The organism is Thermodesulfatator indicus DSM 15286, assembly GCF_000217795.1.
Lineage (GTDB): Bacteria > Desulfobacterota > Thermodesulfobacteria > Thermodesulfobacteriales > Thermodesulfatatoraceae > Thermodesulfatator > Thermodesulfatator indicus.
Window position 1 is genome coordinate 1,633,435 of sequence record NC_015681.1, and the last position, 19,797, is coordinate 1,653,231.

Genomic DNA, 19,797 nt, shown 5'->3' on the forward strand with positions numbered 1-19,797 from the left:
TTTCCTCTTCGAGGAGATTCTCCTATTTTTGTTCGGGCTTTTCTGTACATGTCTTTAAGTTAGGATGGATTATACTCGTATATTATTCATTTCAAATAGCTAGCTAACACTCTTCTTCTGCGACCAACTGAAGAGCAACTTTATATCCCATTCCTTGCAAAAACCTTGCATTTTGCATAAGATTTAATTGACTAAAAAATGGAAGTAAAGATGTTACATCGCTTCCGATTTTCTTGCTAATAATTACATAAGTAACCTCATAACTCGAAGGATTTGGTCTTTGTGAAGCATCAGGAATCAATTCTAAAAACCTCTCTCCGTTATCCATAGTTGCTATTTTTTCACGTATTTTCTCACGAACAGAACTATCTTGTAAAAACACTCTCGCAGATACTGTTCCTTGAGCAAATAAATGACTTAAAGTAGCGGATCTTGTTTTCTTTTTAACGTGAATAATCTGCTTTTTATCGGATAACAAATCGCAAAATTCTATAGAAGATACAGCATCTGTAGGCTTAACAAGAATTTTATCTAAACAGATAAAACTATCATCTTCTTGAGCTACACGTAGATTATATTCAGATTCTCGCTCTCCAGTTCTAGCAGTAGGTAAATTATAAACTGGAGGAGGTATTGACTGGACAAAACTTTTTACGCGTTCGGCAAAGCTACTGTCAATTTCGAACCATTTTCCCTCGATTAAAACATATAAGCGACCTTCATGTATTATTTCCCACACAATGCAATTGAAAAGTGACCACTTATCCTGAAATTGTTCATTATTAATCCATCGGACTGAAACTCTATAGCTTTTTAATTTTTCAACTGTTAGGTTGTTTGTCTTGTCTCCAAGTACATTTAGATATTCTTCAATATCAAGATCGTCGTACTCTTGTTGTCTTGTTCCGGTAATACGGAATTTATCTATGGATTGCCAATCAACAACTTCAGGTGGAGCTAAGTGAAGTTTTTCTATATTTTTGTTTTTTATTGCCTCCTCTAATTTAGAGTTTAGGAACTTAATTAGACTTGGATCTCTTACTTCGTTTAAATAGTCTACCCAGCCGAAATATTGTTTATATCGATTATCATAGTAAGCCTCTAAAATTTGCTTGCACTTTTCTCCAAGCTGATCAATTGTGATTTGTGCAGTAAAAGTCAGAGCATCAGCCCCAGTTAATCGCTTTGCAAAAGCTTCATCTTCAGGCTCTCCTGTTACAGCCCGAAGTAAATCTCTCGAAACATCCAAACCAAAAACTCCTAAATCTGCTCCTCGACTTGTTTGTTTTCGGGTAGCAAGCATCATGTCTTCATAAGTTCTCAAATCTAAGCTGCGCAATCTATTCGGATGAATTCGATTTAGAACTACTTTTAGACCAAAATTAAGCTCATAACAATCTGGCTTTAAAAGATTACGGCCATAACCAAAGGTAAACGCAAAAATCCTTTTTTCAGTTTTTATAAAAAGTACACCTGAAGCATTTGAAACACTTATCTCATTAAGATCCAAATCTAATGAGGGTTGAATAAACTCGATCCATTTAGGAGGTCTACTTAACGAAGTTGAATACCAAAACTCTCCTTCAAAAGGAAGTTCCGACCTAAGAGGAATTCTCTTAAGTGCATCAGGATTTCGTAATGCGTCCTGAAAAGAACTTATGTTATCTTTCAGCAGCAAGACCGTTAGCTTTTGTGTTTTTTTCTTAGTTGAGCTCACAAAATTTCCCCACAAACTTTTCCGCATCTTTGATGCGGATTTGTCCGGAAATGAGTTTGGGAAGAAGGGTGTCGCGTATATTAGCAAGGTTTAATATTTCTTTTTCGTTGTTCAATATAGATAAAAATAAAGAAGCAATATGTTTATGAAATATTTCTATAAGATTATTGGTCGGCATTAAAATATTAAGATTTTTAAATCTTGATTTGCTCAAGTTTGTAAAAACAGAACCGCCAGATCCGATTTGCATAATTTCTTTTCCTAAAATTTTTAAAGTCAAAAATGCAAAAAAGGGACTAATTTCTTTATATGGTATTACACTATTAATTTGTTGGTTAGTTTGAGAAATCTCGCTTGTCATAACTACTAAACCAGGAGTAGCAATACAACTTACACAAATTGAATACGGTGGTAAATATTTATTGCTTTGCAAATCGGCTCCTTTCTTGGATAGATATTTAGTTGTTTGGACAACGAATACCTTTCCATGCATATCAGGAATAGTGATAAAAGGAACTTCTTTGCCATAATTTGTTTTATCTTTTGTAGGTGGTGTCTTTCCGCAAACTACTTTACCTAAATCAGATACTCGCTTAACCCTCCACCCTCTTGGTATCGGTCCAAGAGGCGAATCCTCAAAGGAATCAGGGAAGAGGCGGGCAATTTCTGGAGAAAGTTTGGGGAGGTTGGAATCTTCTTTTTCGAGTTTTTCAAGGATGGCACGGCGGCGGGCGGCCTTTTCCGCCAGGGCGTCAGGGATGGGGTTTCCGGCCTTGAGAGCATTATCAATCACAGGGTCAAAGTCCACAAACCAGGACTTAAAGATGGCCTTCGCCATCTCCTCCAGCGTCTCATTCATCCGCCGATTAAGCTCTATCTTGTCATCCAACGTGCCGAGGATGTGGGCGATGGCTTTCTGTTCGGGGAGGGTAAAAAAAGGCAAACAAAATCGGCTTACATGTTCCCATTTTGCGCGAGGCATTCTAGTACCTTCAGATCCTTGAGATGCAAACTTAACAAATGCTTGGGATGCCATACAGTAAAATAAAAATTTCTGATCAAATCCGGACTTTGCTCGGACAACCCATATATCGGTAGAACATACTCCATCAAAAGGTGCTATAATTACTTTTCGAAAATAAGGTCGTAATTTGCCAAACAAAATATCACCTTTGCAAAATTTGAATTTTGTACTGATTGTATCTTCGGCTTTCCCCACGCCTTTAAGATGAAGTTCACCTTCTTGTATATGTTCTAATCCAATATAAGGTAAACCTTCTGCATCTTCAGGATTTATTGTTTCTCTTACTAAAGCTGCCATATCACCAAAAGCGATTTGTCTAACTTTTGTTCTTTTATCGCTTTTCATATTTTTATACCCTCACCCTTACTCTCTCCTCAATCCTTTCTCTGATCTGCGAATACAATCTGGCGTTAAGATTTTGGGGATCGCGTATGCGGACTACTAAAGCGTAAGGTTCTTCTTCTGCAGAGATAGCCTCTCCCCAGGGAAAATCATTACGCGTAACTACCACAAATAGTTTCTTTCTTCTCAAAATGGAATTTGTGTTAATCTGTCTCCAAGTCCAAGTTGCCTTCTGAACAGTGCCTTTACTTCGGTCTGTAAGAGTTGGATAAGCTCCTCTCAGTTCACCGATCTTTTCTAATTCTTCTTTTGAAGTTGCAGCATTAAACTCTTTGCAAACTTGCTCTAAACTTTCTGCCGCCACCAGGCGAAATTCCATGCGTGTAGCTTTATAAGAAATACGAGTAGTTCTTACCGCTGCAGTATAAGCAAGAGCGACCCGGATTTCTCGTATACGTCTGCCCGGAGAAAGGAAGTCCTCGGGGAGAGGAATTTCATAGAAGTGATGCCGTTTATTTGGTATGCGATCTTCGGCAATTAAAGTAACATCGTTTTCTGAAGAGTTGATTAACGCTTCCAGATCAACCAAACCATACCCACAGACTTTAAGAATATCTTTTTCTTCTTCGAATAAGTCTTTCCACTCCTCAAGTGTGTCTGCATGAGCAATTAAAAGAGCACGAAGCAGATTATGACTGGCTTCGGAATATTCCGAAAGGATTAAGCCTGCCAGATGGGTAACATGCGGAGCAGAAAAACTTGTCCCTGAATTTTCGGCAAAAGGTCCATTAGTAGAAAAATCTTTGTTAAAGGATAATTCGCCTAACCCTTGGCTTTTATTTAACACATTAAAAGATCCAGCCCGAACATTGATTGCCCAATTTCCCCCGTAAGCCACAAGCTCCGGTTTAATAGCCCCGCCTATAGAGGGACCGTGCCTGGTAAAGGGAGAGGGTTGATTGCGCCTGGCGATAGGGATTTCTGCCGGATCATGTCGATACCGCTGACTGTTGTAAGTTTGATCCCATCGGGCAATGCTTCCTACTGTAATAGCATTTAACGCCGGAGCCGGGTCCAGTATAGCCCACTCATCATTGAATAAATAATGTGGATAATTTTCTTTCCAAGAACGCCCATCATGTTGAGATGGCAAAACATTTCCGGTGGAAACAATAAATAGCACACCAAGTTCTCTAGCCAATTTATCTAAAGTATAAGCTAGCCCTCGAAGATGACCGCCCAGGTAAGGTTTTCGGCGATCTCCTAAAGATAGGTTGAAAATCCTACAGCCATAGTGTTCATAAAAGTATCGGACAGCTTCTTCTATGTGCTTCTCTAGAAAGCCCGTTCTATTTTCGTTTTTATCATCCAATATCCGGCCACTAACGATCCAAAAAACCGGAATAAATTGACGATTACGCAACTTTTCTTCTACATCACCATAAAGAGCTATCCCTGCTACCAGCGTGCCATGTCCGGTGCCATCTTGTGGGGGATAATCTGGCAGGAAACTCTGCACATCTCCTACAGCAGATTTTAATAAATTATGAGTAGAAACGATACCACTGTCGAGGATCCCTATTACTGGAGCAGTATCAGGAGGAGGTGGTGGGTCTGGAATTTCTTGAATATCTATATAAAGCAAGGTTCTTTCTAATCCATATTTAGGCGGCAAATCTACAAGGCGCACATCTCGATATCGTAAGAGCTCTTCCGCTTGTGCTAAAGAAACTTGGACTCGGAAAAGAGGAGGATCTCGCACCCAATCGAGGATTTCTATCCCCTGCTGGTGACACCAATTTTTAAAAGCTTCCTGTTGGAGCTCTCTTTCTCTTGAACTTTCCAGGGGCCACAATTCCACATCTAAGATGAAAGGCTCGGTTTTAGGAAATCCTTCGTTTCTAAGTGCCCAACCTTTGCGATGTTCCGGCGTCCAGGCGCCTATGTCTTGCAAGGCATAGATCAACTGCAGGTATTGAGGCCTGCCTCCCTCGGCTAAAGTGGCTAAACGAGCCTCAAATTCTGCGAGGGCTTCTTCGCTGGCGAAGGCCAGAACGATGTTTTTACCCTCCTGGCTAACGAATTCTACATTTGGTCCTAATTGTCCAAGTCTTTCTATAGGAAAGGCTTCTTGAATCTCTAAACGGATTAAAAGTCTTTCATCATAACCTTTAATGTCTTTCTTGGCTTCATGAGTAGCTTGTACTATAGACTTTTTGAGGAAACGGGCGTGCTGTATAAGATCATCTGGTTTTCGTACTCTTGGAGCCCCTTTAGGCCTTCTTTCCGTGATTGGTTCTTCCCGAATTAATTTTAGATGGCAATATTTTTCTTTTTGTTCCTCCATCCCTTAACCCTGCTTAATTCGTTTTTGGCGCGCTTCCTCCCTCTGGAGAGCGGCTATAAGATGGCGCTCCTTCAAAAATTCTTCTCCACTAAGAATCATTTGTTTAACTGCTCTTCGCAATATCCTTTCAATATCCGCATGACTTAACCCTTTAAATTTGTAAACAATATTTGTGTCCGAAATATCGAAGTCTCTCCGTACACCACGTAATTTAATTTCGAGTAAACGTCGAATCTGTTCAATATTAGGACGATCAAATACCAGCACTTCTTCAAAACGTCGCCAGATGGCGATATCAAGAATCATCTCATGATTGGTAGCAGCAATAAGCAGACTGCGCCCACGATAATCATCCAACATCTGTAAAGTGGCATTGACTACCCGCTTAATCTCTCCATGTTCTGTTTGGTCTGCTCGTTCTTTGGCTAAAGCATCGAATTCGTCAAAAAGTACTACCATCGGAATATTAGAGATGTAATCAAAAATTTTACGAAGATTAGCCGCCGTTTCTCCCAAAAGGGAAGACACTACACTATCAATCCGAACAATCCCAAAAGGACGGCCAAGTTCTGAAGCTATAACTTCAGCCGTTAAAGTTTTGCCACATCCCGGCGGCCCACAAAAGAGAAGGCGATTTGTTGGAACAAGGCCATAGCTACGAAGTCGTTCTTCGTAGTGATATTCCTTGAGGATTTCTTCTATAATGGAAAAGTTTTCATCAGAAAGAACTACATCTTCGAGGCGTCTTGTTGCTTGTAAAATGTGAATTAAGGGTAAACCACGATCTTTATCTTTTGGAGGCTGAAGATAATTCCGAGGGAGATTTTGAGGTCTTCCATAAAGAATCTTTTCCAGATCATTTGCTAAGAGATGGTGATGTTTTCTTCGTTCTTCGCGAATAATCTCTTCCGAGACTTGCCTAAAAGCTTCAATGTTTCCTTCTATACCTGTTTTAATCAACTGGCGCAAAAGTTTGCCACTAGCCACTTTTGTCTCCTAAAGTTGACTTATTTTTTTGAGACCTTTGCAAAATTTCTAGAAAATTCTCTTTCTCATGCTAAAATGAACCAAAACAACATGTTGTTATTTTTATAAAACAATGTTCATTTTGAATTGAACAATGTTCATTTTTTCAGCTCCCTCTCCAATTCCTCCACACTCGGCAGACTACTCTTAATCTCCTCCGGAAGAGCACGGGTCAGACGATAAGAAGAAACGCCAATCGGCTTTGTAGTATCTCTCAGAGCATACTCTACGATTACTTTGTTTTTGGACTTGCAAAGAATGATGCCTATAGAAGGCCTATCATCCGGGTGGCGGAGTAAATCGTCCACTGCCGAAAGGTAAAAGTTCATCTTGCCGGCGTATTCCGGCTTGAATTCGCCAGTCTTGAGTTCTATTACCACATAGCAGCGCAGTTTCAGGTGATAAAAGAGGAGATCCAGGTAAAAGTCTTCTCCCCCGACTTCCAGGTGAACCTGACTCCCCACAAAGGCAAAGCCAACTCCTAATTCAAGGAGAAAATCTCGGATGCGGGCTATGAGCTGCTTTTCAAGCTCACGCTCGCGGATGTCTTCCGTCAATCCCAGAAAATCAAAAACATAGGGATCTTTCAGCATTTCTTGGGCAAGGTCCGATTGAGGAGCAGGTAAAGTCCGGTCGAAATTGGTAATGGCCTTTCCCTTGCGATGATAAAGCCCGCTTTCTATCTGATGGACCAAGACGTTTCGGCTCCAGCCATGCTCAATGGTTTGCTGGATGTACCATATACGCTCAGTAGGATCTTTGACTTTCTCAAGAAGTGTAATGTTGTGATACCAGGTAATTTGTGCAAGCACCTCTTGCACAAATTTTTTATCAGGATAAGCCTCGGCAAAGGCCCGCATATATTTCAAATTCCGGGCGGAAAACCCCTTCAGGTCTGGAAACTCTCGCCTCAGGTCCTGCGCCAGACGGTCAATCACCTTCGAGCCCCAGCCTTCTTTTCTCTGACGTTCCAAAATCATCCGGCCGATTTCCCAGTAGAGCAGAATAAGCTCACGGTTGACGGAAAGGGCGGCCTTGACCCGCGCCCTCCGAATGCGCTCCTTTAAATCCGCTAAAAATTCGGCATAGCCCGTAGGCAATCTATTCTCCAAACCCAAGCTCCCTTAAATTACGTTTAATGGCCTCTTCAAGTTTTGCCCCTTCGGAAAACTGGGCCTCAAGCTCCGCCACCAGGCGCTTCATCTTCTCCTCAAAAATTTCGTCGTCTTCTTCCTGAATCTCTACACCCACATAGCGGCCCGGGGTGAGTATGTAGTCGTGCTCCCTGCGGATTTTCTCTATAGTCGCACTTATGCAGAATCCAGGGATGTCTTTATACTCACCAGCACCATCTTCAGCGCGCCAGGCGTGGTATGTCCGGGCAATTTTCTCGATTTCTTCATCTGTAAGTTCTCTATGGACGCGATCCACCATGACTCCCATCTTGCGGGCGTCAATGAAAAGGACTTCTCCACGGCGGTCACGAAGACGCTTCTTCTGCCCGGCAGGCGGGCGACCGCTCTTGTCCCTGGTCAGAAACCACAGGCAGGCCGGGATCTGGGTGGTGTAAAAAAGTTTATCAGGCAGGGCCACGATGCAGTCCACCAGGTCGGCTTCCACGATATTCTTGCGAATCTCTCCTTCGTTTGACTGATTGGAAGAAAGCGAGCCGTTGGCGAGCACCACCCCGGCGTAACCTACTGGTGATAGATGATGGATCATGTGCTGTAGCCAGGCAAAGTTGGCGTTTCTCGCCGGCGGAAGCCCATATTTCCAGCGTTTGTCGTGGCGGAGTTGTTCTGCGCCCCAGTTTTTCATATTGAAAGGTGGATTGGCCAGGATGTAATCGGCTTTGAGATCAGGGAACCGGTCATTCAAAAAGGTGTCGCCTTGTTCGATCTTTCCCTCTATGCCACGGATGGCGAGATTCATTTTACAGAGACGCCAGGTAGTGTAATTAAGTTCCTGGCCGTAGATGCTGATGCGGGCGCGGGCCCGGCCGCCGTTACCGTTGCCCGTGGCGTGGGCCTCCACAAAACGCACCGACTGCACAAACATGCCGCCAGAGCCACAGCAAGGGTCGTAAACCCGGCCCTCAAAAGGCTCAAGCATCTCCACAAGAAGCTTTACCACCGAAGCCGGAGTGTAAAATTCACCCCCTTTGCGGCCTTCGGCGCTGGCAAACTGGCCAAGAAAATATTCGTAAACCCGCCCCAGAACGTCCTTTCCCCGCGCTTCTTCGCCCTCTAACCGGATATTCGTAATCAGATCTATGAGTTGACCAAGGCGCTGTTTATCCAGGGCCGGGCGAGCATAATCTTTAGGAAGCACTCCTTTTAGGGAAGGATTCTCGCGCTCTAAGGCCTCCATGGCCTCGTCCACTATCTGGCCGATCTCTGGCCGACGGGCGTTTTGCTTGAGACGCTCCCAGCGGGCCTCTGGCGGCACCCAGAAGACGTTGGCCGCCCGATACTCGTCGGGATCTTCAGGATCGGCGTAAGGTTCCTGTTCAAGTCGTTTGCGATGTTCCTCGAAAGCGTCCGAGATGTACTTGAGGAAGATCAGCCCTAGGACCACGTGTTTGTACTCGGCGGCGTCCATACTTCCCCGCAGGGCGTTGGCTGCCTCCCAGAGCTTGGCTTCAAAACCGAGAAGTGCCCTGTCGTTTACCTCGACCTTTTGGGTACGACGAGAACGTCTTTGGGGTTTTTGTTTTCCTTGAGATTGGCTGTTTAACTCAAGACCAAGATCTTCTTGGAGGAATTTGTCGATAGGATTCTTGTTTGGCATAAGCAAACCTCGATTAGTATTTTATAGTTTTGATATGCTTTATCTTTCTATTTCTCGAGCTCTTCTTCGAATTCTTTTACAAATATTTTTTTAGCAAGCTGATTAAATTCTGGAAATTCTTTTACGAAAAGCTTAAACAACTCCCTTGCGCAGTAAACACATCCTCCATCAGCCTGCTTTAAAATATTTAAGATTTTATCTTCTTCTTTGGTCATTTTCTTCCAAGTTAAAACTATTTATTCGAGAAATTATTTCGGACTTAAGGGTAAATTTGTGAAAGATTGCTTTAGGGCCTGGGTAGGATTGAACATCCTGCACCAAAAAAGTCTGGTTTCTTACTTTTACTATCTGGCCGGGTTCTGGAATTATCATTTGTTTTGGACGGCTACTTATCCCTCTATCTTTTTCACCATAACAAAAAAAGACTTTATAGAAAAGAAATTTAATCTTTCCACAAAAATTTTAGAAAACCTTATGAAGTTCAACCGATAAAGGCGGGAAGAGGCGAAACTAAGGTAGTTATTGGGCTAAAAAATGGGGTGACCGGTGGGATTTGAACCCACGACCTCCGGGGCCACAACCCGGCGCTCTGACCACCTGAGCTACGGTCACCTCCAACAAAAACCTATTTAAATTTAAACTTATTTTTACTCTGCTTCAAGAGAACATAAAAAATGGCTGGGGGACTAGGATTCGAACCTAGACCGGCGGGTCCAGAGCCCGCTGTCCTGCCGATTAGACGATCCCCCAGCGCTTAACCAAATGATTATCAAATTTATGCCTCGTGTCAAGGAGGCACCCTACTTTCTTATCTATTTCTCTATTAAGGCTCTAGATTAAATCCAGGTGTTTTTACTGACTGGGTATTTTTATGTTCCCCAAATTTTAGCTGTTACTACTGGATGCCGAAAAAGAGATTAGCGGAAAACTTAAAGGGAGGTTTGGAAATGTCGGGCAGAGAAATTTTAGAACAACTAATGGCTATAAACAAAAACTGTCGAGAGGCTTTAGCTGAAAATGACTTCCAAAAGTTACAGGCCATTCTTGATCTCAAAAAGGAACTTATGAAGTTTCTTAAAAGCTGTAATTTTTCTGAAGAAGATATTCCTGAGATAGAGCAAGTTTTACATGATGAAGAAGACTTGGCGAAATTAGTAATTATGAAAAAAAAATCTTTAGTCGAGTTTTTGAACGTAAAATTTTATTAGGAGGAAGGCCATGCAAATATCTCGTCTTTCCACTCATAATATAGAGGCTATCAGCCAGTCTCAACAACCAGATAAAGATTTTCCTCGGTCAGCTTCTAATGAAGTTTTTAAAGAAAAGATAGAAAATAAAATGCCTGAAGACCAAAAAAGGCCAGAGAGTTATGAAAATATAGTAAAAACTATCCAGAAAGAACTTGAACAGCTAAATGTAAGGTTGGTAATCAGTGTGGACAAAGATACTAAAGATTTTGTAGTTAAAGTAATTGATCCTCAAACAGATGAGATTATTAGGCAAATTCCGCCACAGGAACTTTTAGAAATTAGAAAAAAGCTCGATGAATTGGTGGGTATCCTTTTTGACGCACGGGTTTAGAGGTGGAAGCAAAAGACGATGTTGTAAAAATTCTCATTGCTGAAGATGAAAAATTTTTTCGTATTCTACTTTTTGAGGAGCTTCAGGACCAAAAACGTCAGGTAAAAGTGGCTTCAAATGGTGCAGAAGCCCTGGATCTCCTCAAAAGGGAGAATTTTGATCTACTTATTACCGATTTAAAAATGCCAGGTCTAGAAGGAATTGAACTTTTGAAAGAAGCCAAAAAAATAAATCCTCGCATTTTGGTAATAGTGATAACCGGTTATGCTTCTTTAGACTCAGCTATCGAAGCCTTAAAAGAAGGGGCTTATGATTATATTCGTAAGCCTTTCAGTCTCGAAGAATTAAAAGTGAGCGTGAACAATGCTTGTACCTTAATATTGCTTGAACGCGAGAACAAAAGGCTACTTGAAGATTTGCGCCAAGTCTACAATCGTTTTAAAGAAAGTCTTGAAGAGCGTACTCCTTCCCCTAGATCTCTACTTGATGAACTGGAAAGATTAGCGAGACTCCGCCAGGAAGGCTTTCTTGAGGAAGAAGAGTTTGAAGCTATAAAAAAGATTTTAATTCAAAGGTCAAATTATGAATAAACCCCGATACTTAGTAGTAGATGACGAAAAGCTTTTGCGGGAAAACTTAGCCCTCTTAATTTCTTCTGCAGAAGACTGTGACGTTTATCAGGCGGAAAATGCTTATGAGGCCCTTGAAATATTAGGCAAATACCCTATTGATATGGCTTTTGTAGATATAAATATGCCTGGGCTTTCAGGGATTGAGCTGCTTAAATTAATTCGTAGAGATGGCCATAAAATACCTGTTATTCTTATGACGGGTTATCCTTCTCTTGAACTCACGGTTGAAGCTTTAAGAGAAGGGGCCAGTGACTTTTTGATAAAGCCTTTTACCTCCCAACAGCTTTTCGAAATAATTAATCGCTTTAAACAAAAGAAAGACACTCCAAAAGCAGAATATAATGATATTCTTGAGCTCTTAAAACAAAAAACCAGAGAACAAACTCTTCTTTTTACTATTAGTGACCGTCTTACCAGCTGCAATAGCTTATCAAAATTGTACTATGAAATTGTAAAACTCAATCAAGAATTTATTTCTTCTGAAGAAGCTGTTTTTTATCTCTTTGATCAAGAAAGAGGCATGCTTGTGCCAACTAGCTGGGTAGGTTTAAAGGAGGAACCTCAGAGTCTTTCTATAGAGGAAGCAAATCCCATAACCAAAAGCGTTCGCGAAGGACTTCCTTATTTAATCCCTCAAAAAGATACTGAAAAAGCTGCTCTTGTAGTTCCTTTTCGTATGAAAGAAGAAATTTTCGGGGCCCTTGTTTTGTGTCGAAAAGAAAATTTTTCTAAAGAAGACCTCTTTCTTGCCACTATCATATTGGAAAGAAGTGCTCCTTTAGTGGAAAATTTTATTTTATATGAAAGTATCGTTCTCAACTTACACGATGCTTTGAAGGCCCTAGTTAAAGTGCTTGAGGCTAAGGATCCCTATACAAAAGAACATTCTGAACGAGTTACCCGTTACGCTGTACTTTTGGCCAAAGAAATAGGGCTTTCCGTTGAGGAAATTGAATGCTTAAGAGTAGCAGGACACCTTCATGACATAGGAAAAGTGGGTATTCCTGACGCTATATTGTTAAAACCTGGCCGCCTGACCCCAGATGAATTTGAGGTTATAAAAGCCCATCCTCTTATTGGAGCAGAAATTGTAGGCCATATAGGCCTCCTTGCAGAAGAAGCAGAAATTATAAAATATCATCACGAACGCTGGGATGGAAACGGTTATCCTACTGGTTTAGCCGGCCAAGATATCCCACTTCTTTCACGGATTCTTGCCGTAGCTGATGCTTTTGATGCTATGACCAGCAAACGCCCTTATCGCCCGGCTATGAGTTTTGTCCAAGCTCTTAAGGAAATTAAAAATGGCAAAGGTAGTCAATTTGATCCGGAAATAGTGCAAATTTTTGTTTCCGTATTTAAGAATTTTTTGGAGGAAAGGAATAATGAACAAAGAGATATTTCATCAGTTACTGCCTAAAGCGGCCTGCGGTCACCTGATACAGGGATTAATTCATAATTTTAGTGGTCCTTTGCAAATTATTTCTATGCAACTAGAGATGCTCAAGTTTTCTTTGTCTAAAGAACCTGAAAATGAGCTTTCTAAAACCTTGAGAGAGCGACTTTCCCAAATGGAAGAGCAGATTGTTAGGCTCAAAGACCTTTTAGACGCTGCTTGTGTTTTGACTCAAAATAGCCCAACTCCCATTAACATTAACGATGTGTTAAAAAGAATGCTGATATTTTGGGAGGCAGACCTAAAATTCAAGCACGATATCCCTAAAAACTTATTTTTTTCTCAAGATGAGCTCATGATAATAGCGCCACCTGCCCAGGTTTATCAGGGTTTTTGTGCCCTTTTCTGGGCAATAGTACCTTTTCTCGTTAAAAATAAATTCCCCCTTACGGTGAAAACTCAGCACGAAAATGTACCAGTAATAGATATCGAAATTAATGGATCTGAAAGTTTACCTGAAGATGACCCTTTTTTTGTTTTCGCCAGAGAAACCCTTTCTCCGTTTTTCAACTTCGAAGTATCTAAAAATAGATTAAGGCTTGTTTTTAATCCTTCCTAATGATCTCTGATAATTTGACTTGGTCCTTAGCTTTGTGGTTAGTCCCCAAAATGGGACCTCGGCGTTTTTTTAAGCTTTTAAATTTTGTACAAAATCCAGAAGAAGTTTTTTCTCTCCCTAAATCAAGAATTAAAGAACTTGGCTTAGAGTTACCGGAAAAAGAAAAGGCCTTAGCCAAGGCCAAAAATGAATTCGCTCTTGTTAATAAGCTAGGTGGAAAGGTAATAAGCTTTTTCGATGAGGATTACCCTCCTCTTTTAAGAGAAATATCCGATCCTCCGCCCATTTTATATGTTTTAGGAAACTTGCCTCAAAAAACAGGGCTGGCGGTGGTGGGTTCAAGAAGGGCTACTTCTTACGGCCGGGAAGTATGTCGTAAGTGGGTTTCGGTTTTAGCCCGAGCCGGAATCCCTATTGTAAGTGGGCTGGCTTTGGGAATTGATAGTATGGCCCACGAGGCGGCGGTAAAGGAAAATGCCCCTACCTATGCGGTTTTAGGTTGCGGGCTTGACGTAAATTATCCAGCTAGTAATTCCTGGTTGCGCCGGGAGATAATCGCCAAAGGTGGAGGTTTAATCACTGAGTTCCCTTTAGGGACTAAGCCTAGACCAGGAAATTTTCCTATTAGGAATCGCCTAATAAGCGGTCTTAGTGCGGCAGTTTTAGTGATAGAGGCAGATCTTAAAAGCGGTTCTTTAATTACCGCGAGACTTGCGGCCGAACAGGGAAGGGAAGTATTAGCCGTTCCAGGGCCGGTTTATTCTTCGCAAAGCCGGGGTACACACGCTTTAATACGAGATGGCGCCCTTTTGGTAGATCATCCTGAGCAGGTGCTAGAAATTTTTTCGTTATCTTTTTTAAACGAACGAGAAGAGTTGACACTTAGTGAAGAAGAGGCCAAAGTTTTAAATTGTTTTGAAGGCGAGCCCCTTGAATTTGATGAATTGATTTTAAAAACGGGTTTGGAAGTCGATAAATTATTACAAATTCTTACCAATTTAGAATTAGAAGGTTTGATTGTTAAACAATCTGGGAATGCTTATTTAAAGGTGTCGTTATGAAAAAGGGTTTAATTATCGTTGAGTCCCCTACCAAAGTGCGGACTATAAAAAAAATCGTAGGCAAAGACTTTGAGGTAGCGGCCTCTGTTGGGCATATCAAAGACTTGCCTAAAAGTCGTCTAGGAGTGAATGTTGATAACGGCTTTGAGCCTGAGTACGTAACCATTCGTGGCAAAAAGGAAGTTATCAAAAAATTGAAAAATGCCGCTAAAAAGGCCGAAGAGATTTATCTTGGCCCGGACCCTGACCGCGAAGGTGAAGCCATTGCCTGGCACATTGCCGAAGAACTAAAAAGCCTTAAAAAACCTATAAAACGTCTTTTGCTGTATGAGCTTACGGAAAAAGGCATAAAAGAGGCCCTTAAAAACCCCGGTGAGCTTGATCCTAACAAGTTTGAATCGCAAAAGGCCCGGCGCATACTTGACCGCCTGGTAGGTTATAATCTCTCGCCGCTTCTCTGGGAAAAGGTAAAACGAGGCCTTTCGGCTGGAAGGGTTCAGTCCGTGGCCTTACGCCTCATCTGTGAGCGGGAGCGTGAACGTGAAGCCTTTGAACCTGAAGAATATTGGACTATTGAGCTTCTTTTTGAAACTGAAGAAGGCCCTCTTTGTGCCAAGCTCAAGCGTTACAAAGGCAAAGCCGTAAAGCCTAAGAGCGAGACTGAAGCTAAGGCCATAGTGGAAGACCTTTTAAAGCAAGAATTTTTAGTTTCCAAAGTTGAAAAGAAGGAAGTAAAGCGAAAACCTCCGGCTCCATTTATTACCAGTACTCTTCAGCAGGAGGCCTGGAGGAGGCTAAGGTTTTCCGCTAAAAAGACTATGCTTCTTGCCCAGCGCCTTTATGAAGGTATTGAGCTTGGCGAAGAAGGCGCCGTGGGTTTGATAACTTATATGCGTACAGACTCGGTGCGCGTGGCCAAAGAGGCCCAGGAAGAAGCCAGGGCTTTTATAAAACAACAATTTGGACCTGATTTTCTGCCTAAAAAACCACACGCTTTTAAAAGCCGCAAAAGCGCTCAAGAGGCCCACGAGGCCATAAGGCCCACTTCACTACTTAGGACTCCTGAAAGTCTCAAACCTTATCTTTCGCGCGAAGAACTTGCCCTTTATGACTTAATTTTCAGACGCTTTGTGGCTTCCCAGATGGCTGAAGCTCGCTTTGAGCGCACGGAAATTCACATTGTTGGTGGAGATTACGAACTCTTGGCTAGTGGCCAGCGCCTGGTGCATCCAGGGTTTCTTGTTCTTTATCGTACTGATGAGGAAGAAGAGGCCAATTTGCCTCAGGTGGAAGCTGGCAAGAGCCTTAAACTGAAAGAAATTGACCCGAAACAGCATTTTACGCAGCCTCCACCCCGTTACACTGAGGCGAGCCTTATAAGGACGCTAGAAGAAAAGGGCATAGGTCGTCCGTCAACCTACGCGCAGATAGTTTCAACTATAAAAGACCGCGGCTATGTGGAAACAGAAAAAGGCTATTTAAAGCCTACCGAACTTGGTTTGCTGGTGAATGATCTCCTGGTAGCCCATTTCCCAAATATTATTGAAACAGGGTTTACTGCGAGACTTGAAGAAGCTCTTGACGAAATAGAAGAGGGCAAAAAAGAACGGGTAGAGCTTTTGCGTTCCTTTTATAAAACCTTTGAAGAAGTCTTGAGGAGAGCCGAAGATGAAATGGCCTCCCTTAAAGCGGGAGTGCCTTCGGGTATAAAGTGTCCGGCCTGCGGAGAAGAGATGATTATTCGCGTGGGGCGGGCTGGGGCCTTTTTGGCCTGCAGTCGCTATCCAGAGTGTAAAGAAACCAGAGATTATGAGCGCAATGAAAAAGGAGTTATCAAGATCGTAGAAAAGAACCGCGAAACCGGTGAGGTTTGTGAAAAGTGCGGCCGACCCATGGTGATAAAAAGAGGGCGTTTTGGCGAATTCATGGCCTGTTCTGGTTACCCTGAGTGTAAAAACACCAAGCCCATAAGCACTGGTATCCCGTGTCTTAAAGAAAACTGCCAGGGCACCTTAATTAAAAGGCGGGCACGCACTGGAAAGATTTACTATCGCTGTAGCGAAAAAGATTGTGATTTTATCCTCTGGCAGGAGCCTATTAAAGAAAAATGCCCAGAGTGTGGAGCTCCTTTTATGGTTCGTAAAAAAGAGCGCCGCAAAGAATATAAAGTTTGCCCAAAGTGTCAGTATAAAGAGGCCTTAGATGAGTAAAAACAGCCCAGAAGCCGAACTTAAGTGCCGTTATTGTGGTGGGCCAGCTATCATAGTGGGTAACTGAGCGCGAGCCCGGGTGAGGTGTCTCACCTGCGGAATAGAGCGTCCTGCCAGGGAATACGCCGATGAGATTGAAGCTTTTAAAGAAAAGCTCTGTGAGATAGCGGCGGGTGAAAATGCCAAGACCGATTCCGAACTTTAAATCGCCGCCTTCGGTAATTCTTGCTTTTACTAAGCCTGATTGTGAGCTTATAAAAAGAGAACTGGCCCTTAAAAAAGTTTCTTCCTTCTTTTTAGCAAATTTCTGGCGTCAAGGGGATATGGCCCTTTGCGGGCCGGTTTTGGGAGCCCCTCAAGCAGCTATCGTACTTGAACACCTAAAATCCGCAGGGGCCCAAAGGATATTAGCTTACGGCTGGGCTGGAGCTTTAAATGAAAATATCCCCCTGGGTTCTCTTTTTTTACCTAACGAAGCCTTATCCCTTGAAGGTACTTCTCAGTTTTACGGAGATTATTTTTTCCCTTCAAAAGATCTGTTTGGGTGGCTTTATCATGAATTTGTCACACAGGGAATTTTTTTGGGAGAGGGAAGAGTAGTTTCTACAGATGCTCTTTATAAAGAAAACAAAGAATTTTGCGACAAGTATTCTGATATAGCTCAGGTGGTTGATATGGAAACTTCAGCCATTTTTTGCGTGGGTAAGGCTTTGGGGCTTTCAGTGGTTTCTTTGCTTTTAGTATCTGATCGAGTTTGTCCTGATTTTCAAAAGTATCCCTTTAAAAAATTACTAAAGGTAACCCAAAATCTAATTCCTATTTTTAGGAGTTTCTTCTTCTAATTTCTTTTAAGCTTGCGAAAATTATTAGGGCAGGATAGGTTCAAGATACTGATACTTAGGAGGAGACTATGTTTGGATTAGGTGTACCAGAACTCATTATAATTTTTCTTATCATCGTTGTTCTTTTTGGGGCTAGTCGCCTTCCTCAAATTGGTGAAGGTTTAGGTAAAGGGATTAAGAACTTTCGCAAAGCTATAAACGAGGAAGCAAAGGAGAAAAAAGAAGACGATGTTCAAAAATAAACTTATAAATTTTTTGGCTTCTATAAAACTTGCTATTTTTCTTCTTCTAACTTTGGCGGGAACGTCCGTTATAGGTACTATCCTTCCCCAAGGGCAACCTATAGCCTTTTATTTCCAACGTTATGGAGAAACGTTAGGCCAGATCATAAAGTTTTTACAGCTTTATGATACTTATCATTCCTGGTGGTTTGTAACTCTTCTGGTATTATTCAGCATAAATTTGATCCTTTGTTCGCTTAAACGCTTGCCGTTTTCTCTTGAACTTTACCGCCGGGATCCTTTGGCCGTTGATCCTAAAAGGCTTCTTAGGATGCCTGCGGCCAAAAAAGTTTCTTTAAACAAAGATATATCCTCTGCTAAAAAACAAATTAAGAAACTTATTGAGAAAAAACTTGGTCGAGTTAAGGAAGTTGAGTTCGAGGACGGTGTTTTATTTTTAAAAGATAAGTTTCGTTTCAGCTATTTTTCTGTATATCTGGTTCACTTTTCTATTTTGGTGGTAATAGTTGGTGCTATCATTGGGGCTGTCTGGGGATTTAGAGGAAGTATGACTCTCCTTGAAGGAGAAAGTTCCAATCAAGTTATTTTGTTTGGTCTTGAGCGTCGTGTCCACCCCCTTGATTTTTCAATTCGCTGTGACAAGTTTGAAATAGAGTTTTATCCCAATGGAATGCCCAAAGAATATCGATCCGAAGTTACTATCATTGAAAACGGAAAAGAGGTGCTTAAAGCCCCTATAGAAGTCAATGCTCCTTTAACTTACAAAGGAGTTACTTTTTATCAGGCCAGCTATAATACATTTGCTCAGGTAACTTTACGATTAATGAAAGGGCCTCGTCAGAAAATTCTGGTTATTAAACCCTTTAGTCAAGTTGAGTGGCCTGAGGAAGGTTTAAGAATCGGGTTGCTCAATTTTCAAGAGGCTCATGGCTTAATTGCTGTGCAACTTTGGGTTAGTGAGAAGGATTCTCCTCCTATTTCTTTTTGGGTGCTACAGCGTCATCCCAGGCGTATAGAACTACCTAAAGGTGGTTCTATTATTGTAGATATTGCGGATATAAGGCCTGTTTATGCCACAGGATTGCAGGTAAAAAAAGATCCAGGGGTTTGGGTAGTATGGCTAGGTTTCTTAGGAATTATTATAGGAATTTTTGCCGCCTTTTTCTTTGCCCATCAGCGCTACTGGGTGGCTATTATCCCTGATAAGAATTCTACCAAGGTTATTTTGGCGGGATATTCTCCCAAGGCTCGCCATAAAGTGGAAAAGCTTATAGAAGAACTGTCCGAAGAGGTAGAGAACCTTAATAAGGCTTCTTGACAAAAAATTTGAAGGTTGTTAGAAATTTTCAAAAAGGAAAGGCGCGTAGCTCAGTGGGAGAGCGCTTGCTTGACGCGCAAGAGGTCGGCGGTTCGATCCCGCCCGCGCCTACCACGCACATAAAGGCATCTTTTGGGGCTATCCCAAAGATGCCTTTTCTTTATGTTTTAAAAGGGGAGAGGTATGAAATATCAGTTTACAGTTTTAATAGAAAAAGATGAAGACGGCTTTTATGTAGCGGAAGTTCCTGAATTGAAGAGTTGTTATGCCCAGGCCAAAACACTTGAGGAAGTGCTTAAACGCATAAAAGAAGTTGTTGAATTGTGTATTGAAGAACAAGGGCTTCCGGAGATCCAGAAACAGTTTGTAGGTCTACATCAGGTTGAAGTAGAAATAAGTGATAATGTCTAGATTGTCTCCTGTAAAACCTGAATTGTTAATCAAGTTTTTAGAAAGTTTGGGTTTTGTAAAGGCAAGACAAAAAGGCAGTCACATATTTTTTAGGCATAAAGACGGCCGTACAGCTACCATCCCTTTTCACAAAGGTGAAGAAATAGGTAGGGGGTTATTGTTAAAAATTTTAAGAGATGTAGAAGTTAGCAAGAAGGATTTTATTAAATGGCTAAGCGGGAATAAAAAGGGGAATTAAA

General features: G+C 41.8%; 20 protein-coding genes and 3 tRNA genes. 14 read left to right on the forward strand and 9 right to left on the reverse strand.

Annotated features, from left to right (window positions below; all coding sequences use genetic code 11):
* Positions 1-103: 103 nt before the first annotated feature.
* The 7 genes from THEIN_RS08010 to THEIN_RS12210 form a co-directional block, all read right to left on the reverse strand.
* Positions 104-1,744 carry a DUF6119 family protein gene (locus tag THEIN_RS08010; protein WP_083817684.1) on the reverse strand — a complete coding sequence of 547 codons (1,641 nt, stop codon included), beginning with the start codon at positions 1,742-1,744 and terminating at the stop codon, positions 104-106.
* Positions 1,704-3,086, reverse strand: coding sequence for a restriction endonuclease subunit S (locus tag THEIN_RS08015; protein WP_013908176.1), 1,383 nt, complete (start codon positions 3,084-3,086; stop codon positions 1,704-1,706). Before THEIN_RS08015 ends, THEIN_RS08010 begins: the two co-directional genes overlap by 41 nt.
* 4 nt (positions 3,087-3,090) lie before the next feature.
* Positions 3,091-5,430, reverse strand: coding sequence for a S8 family peptidase (locus THEIN_RS08020; protein WP_013908177.1), 2,340 nt, complete (start codon positions 5,428-5,430; stop codon positions 3,091-3,093).
* Between the two features lie 3 nt (positions 5,431-5,433).
* Complete coding sequence (locus tag THEIN_RS08025; protein ID WP_013908178.1) at positions 5,434-6,417, reverse strand: AAA family ATPase; 984 nt, start codon at positions 6,415-6,417, stop codon at positions 5,434-5,436.
* Between the two features lie 137 nt (positions 6,418-6,554).
* Positions 6,555-7,568, reverse strand: coding sequence for a PDDEXK nuclease domain-containing protein (locus THEIN_RS08030; RefSeq protein WP_013908179.1), 1,014 nt, complete (start codon positions 7,566-7,568; stop codon positions 6,555-6,557).
* A complete protein-coding gene (locus tag THEIN_RS08035; protein WP_013908180.1) occupies positions 7,558-9,246 on the reverse strand; it encodes a class I SAM-dependent DNA methyltransferase in 1,689 nt (562 codons plus the stop codon). The genes THEIN_RS08030 and THEIN_RS08035 overlap by 11 nt, the downstream gene beginning before the upstream one ends.
* A 47-nt stretch (positions 9,247-9,293) precedes the next feature.
* Positions 9,294-9,461, reverse strand: coding sequence for a hypothetical protein (locus THEIN_RS12210; RefSeq protein WP_013908181.1), 168 nt, complete (start codon positions 9,459-9,461; stop codon positions 9,294-9,296).
* A gap of 58 nt (positions 9,462-9,519) precedes the next feature.
* On the opposite strand from THEIN_RS12210, the gene THEIN_RS08040 reads away from it, so the two are divergent.
* Positions 9,520-9,738 carry a hypothetical protein gene (locus THEIN_RS08040; RefSeq protein WP_041434619.1) on the forward strand — a complete coding sequence of 73 codons (219 nt, stop codon included), beginning with the start codon at positions 9,520-9,522 and terminating at the stop codon, positions 9,736-9,738.
* Positions 9,739-9,781: 43 nt separating this feature from the next.
* Here THEIN_RS08040 and THEIN_RS08045 read toward each other — a convergent pair.
* Together THEIN_RS08045 and THEIN_RS08050 are read right to left on the reverse strand one after the other, a co-directional pair.
* Positions 9,782-9,858 (reverse strand) — tRNA-His (locus THEIN_RS08045).
* A gap of 63 nt (positions 9,859-9,921) precedes the next feature.
* Positions 9,922-9,996, reverse strand: a tRNA-Gln gene (locus THEIN_RS08050).
* 197 nt (positions 9,997-10,193) lie between these two features.
* Between THEIN_RS08050 and THEIN_RS08055 the strand changes: the two genes are divergently transcribed.
* From THEIN_RS08055 to THEIN_RS08115, 13 genes are all read left to right on the forward strand, one after another.
* Positions 10,194-10,454 carry a hypothetical protein gene (locus tag THEIN_RS08055; RefSeq protein WP_013908182.1) on the forward strand — a complete coding sequence of 87 codons (261 nt, stop codon included), beginning with the start codon at positions 10,194-10,196 and terminating at the stop codon, positions 10,452-10,454.
* Between the two features lie 10 nt (positions 10,455-10,464).
* Positions 10,465-10,827, forward strand: coding sequence for a flagellar protein FlaG (locus tag THEIN_RS08060; protein WP_013908183.1), 363 nt, complete (start codon positions 10,465-10,467; stop codon positions 10,825-10,827).
* Positions 10,828-10,829: 2 nt separating this feature from the next.
* Positions 10,830-11,417: a response regulator gene (locus tag THEIN_RS08065; RefSeq protein ID WP_013908184.1), complete on the forward strand. Its 588-nt coding sequence runs from the start codon at positions 10,830-10,832 to the stop codon at positions 11,415-11,417.
* Positions 11,410-12,879 carry an HD domain-containing phosphohydrolase gene (locus THEIN_RS08070; protein ID WP_013908185.1) on the forward strand — a complete coding sequence of 490 codons (1,470 nt, stop codon included), beginning with the start codon at positions 11,410-11,412 and terminating at the stop codon, positions 12,877-12,879. Before THEIN_RS08065 ends, THEIN_RS08070 begins: the two co-directional genes overlap by 8 nt.
* Positions 12,845-13,474 carry a nitrogen regulation protein NR(II) gene (locus THEIN_RS08075; protein ID WP_013908186.1) on the forward strand — a complete coding sequence of 210 codons (630 nt, stop codon included), beginning with the start codon at positions 12,845-12,847 and terminating at the stop codon, positions 13,472-13,474. Before THEIN_RS08070 ends, THEIN_RS08075 begins: the two co-directional genes overlap by 35 nt.
* A gap of 50 nt (positions 13,475-13,524) precedes the next feature.
* Positions 13,525-14,535 (forward strand): DNA-processing protein DprA, encoded by a 1,011-nt coding sequence (gene dprA, locus THEIN_RS08080; protein ID WP_169311164.1) that lies wholly within the window; start codon positions 13,525-13,527, stop codon positions 14,533-14,535.
* Positions 14,532-16,745, forward strand: a complete 2,214-nt coding sequence (gene topA / locus THEIN_RS08085; RefSeq protein WP_013908188.1) for a type I DNA topoisomerase — start codon at positions 14,532-14,534, stop codon at positions 16,743-16,745. Before dprA ends, topA begins: the two co-directional genes overlap by 4 nt.
* A 179-nt stretch (positions 16,746-16,924) precedes the next feature.
* Positions 16,925-17,587, forward strand: coding sequence for a phosphorylase family protein (locus THEIN_RS08090; protein ID WP_013908189.1), 663 nt, complete (start codon positions 16,925-16,927; stop codon positions 17,585-17,587).
* Positions 17,588-17,655: 68 nt separating this feature from the next.
* Entirely contained in the window at positions 17,656-17,829 is a 174-nt protein-coding gene (tatA, locus tag THEIN_RS08095) for a twin-arginine translocase TatA/TatE family subunit (RefSeq protein WP_013908190.1), read from the forward strand.
* Complete coding sequence (resB, locus tag THEIN_RS08100) at positions 17,816-19,147, forward strand: cytochrome c biogenesis protein ResB (protein ID WP_013908191.1); 1,332 nt, start codon at positions 17,816-17,818, stop codon at positions 19,145-19,147. The genes tatA and resB overlap by 14 nt, the downstream gene beginning before the upstream one ends.
* 39 nt (positions 19,148-19,186) lie before the next feature.
* A tRNA-Val gene (locus THEIN_RS08105) sits at positions 19,187-19,261 on the forward strand.
* Between the two features lie 69 nt (positions 19,262-19,330).
* Positions 19,331-19,558, forward strand: coding sequence for a type II toxin-antitoxin system HicB family antitoxin (locus THEIN_RS08110; protein ID WP_013908192.1), 228 nt, complete (start codon positions 19,331-19,333; stop codon positions 19,556-19,558).
* Positions 19,551-19,796: a type II toxin-antitoxin system HicA family toxin gene (locus tag THEIN_RS08115; protein ID WP_013908193.1), complete on the forward strand. Its 246-nt coding sequence runs from the start codon at positions 19,551-19,553 to the stop codon at positions 19,794-19,796. Before THEIN_RS08110 ends, THEIN_RS08115 begins: the two co-directional genes overlap by 8 nt.
* The last annotated feature ends 1 nt before the right edge of the window (position 19,797 follow it).

Bases quoted from the DNA above. Each gene is read 5' to 3' on its own strand.
- THEIN_RS08110 (WP_013908192.1), top strand. From the start codon at position 19,331: ATGAAATATCAGTTTACAGTTTTAATAGAAAAAGATGAAGACGGCTTT.
- THEIN_RS08115 (WP_013908193.1), top strand. From the start codon at position 19,551: ATGTCTAGATTGTCTCCTGTAAAACCTGAATTGTTAATCAAGTTTTTA.
- THEIN_RS08060 (WP_013908183.1), top strand. From the start codon at position 10,465: ATGCAAATATCTCGTCTTTCCACTCATAATATAGAGGCTATCAGCCAG.
- resB (WP_013908191.1), top strand. From the start codon at position 17,816: ATGTTCAAAAATAAACTTATAAATTTTTTGGCTTCTATAAAACTTGCT.
- THEIN_RS08020 (WP_013908177.1), bottom strand. From the start codon at position 5,430: ATGGAGGAACAAAAAGAAAAATATTGCCATCTAAAATTAATTCGGGAA.
- THEIN_RS08035 (WP_013908180.1), bottom strand. From the start codon at position 9,246: ATGCCAAACAAGAATCCTATCGACAAATTCCTCCAAGAAGATCTTGGT.
- THEIN_RS08010 (WP_083817684.1), bottom strand. From the start codon at position 1,744: ATGCGGAAAAGTTTGTGGGGAAATTTTGTGAGCTCAACTAAGAAAAAA.
- THEIN_RS08070 (WP_013908185.1), top strand. From the start codon at position 11,410: ATGAATAAACCCCGATACTTAGTAGTAGATGACGAAAAGCTTTTGCGG.
- topA (WP_013908188.1), top strand. From the start codon at position 14,532: ATGAAAAAGGGTTTAATTATCGTTGAGTCCCCTACCAAAGTGCGGACT.
- THEIN_RS08075 (WP_013908186.1), top strand. From the start codon at position 12,845: ATGAACAAAGAGATATTTCATCAGTTACTGCCTAAAGCGGCCTGCGGT.
- THEIN_RS08090 (WP_013908189.1), top strand. From the start codon at position 16,925: ATGCCAAGACCGATTCCGAACTTTAAATCGCCGCCTTCGGTAATTCTT.
- tatA (WP_013908190.1), top strand. From the start codon at position 17,656: ATGTTTGGATTAGGTGTACCAGAACTCATTATAATTTTTCTTATCATC.
- THEIN_RS08055 (WP_013908182.1), top strand. From the start codon at position 10,194: ATGTCGGGCAGAGAAATTTTAGAACAACTAATGGCTATAAACAAAAAC.
- THEIN_RS12210 (WP_013908181.1), bottom strand. From the start codon at position 9,461: ATGACCAAAGAAGAAGATAAAATCTTAAATATTTTAAAGCAGGCTGAT.
- dprA (WP_169311164.1), top strand. From the start codon at position 13,525: ATGGGACCTCGGCGTTTTTTTAAGCTTTTAAATTTTGTACAAAATCCA.
- THEIN_RS08015 (WP_013908176.1), bottom strand. From the start codon at position 3,086: ATGAAAAGCGATAAAAGAACAAAAGTTAGACAAATCGCTTTTGGTGAT.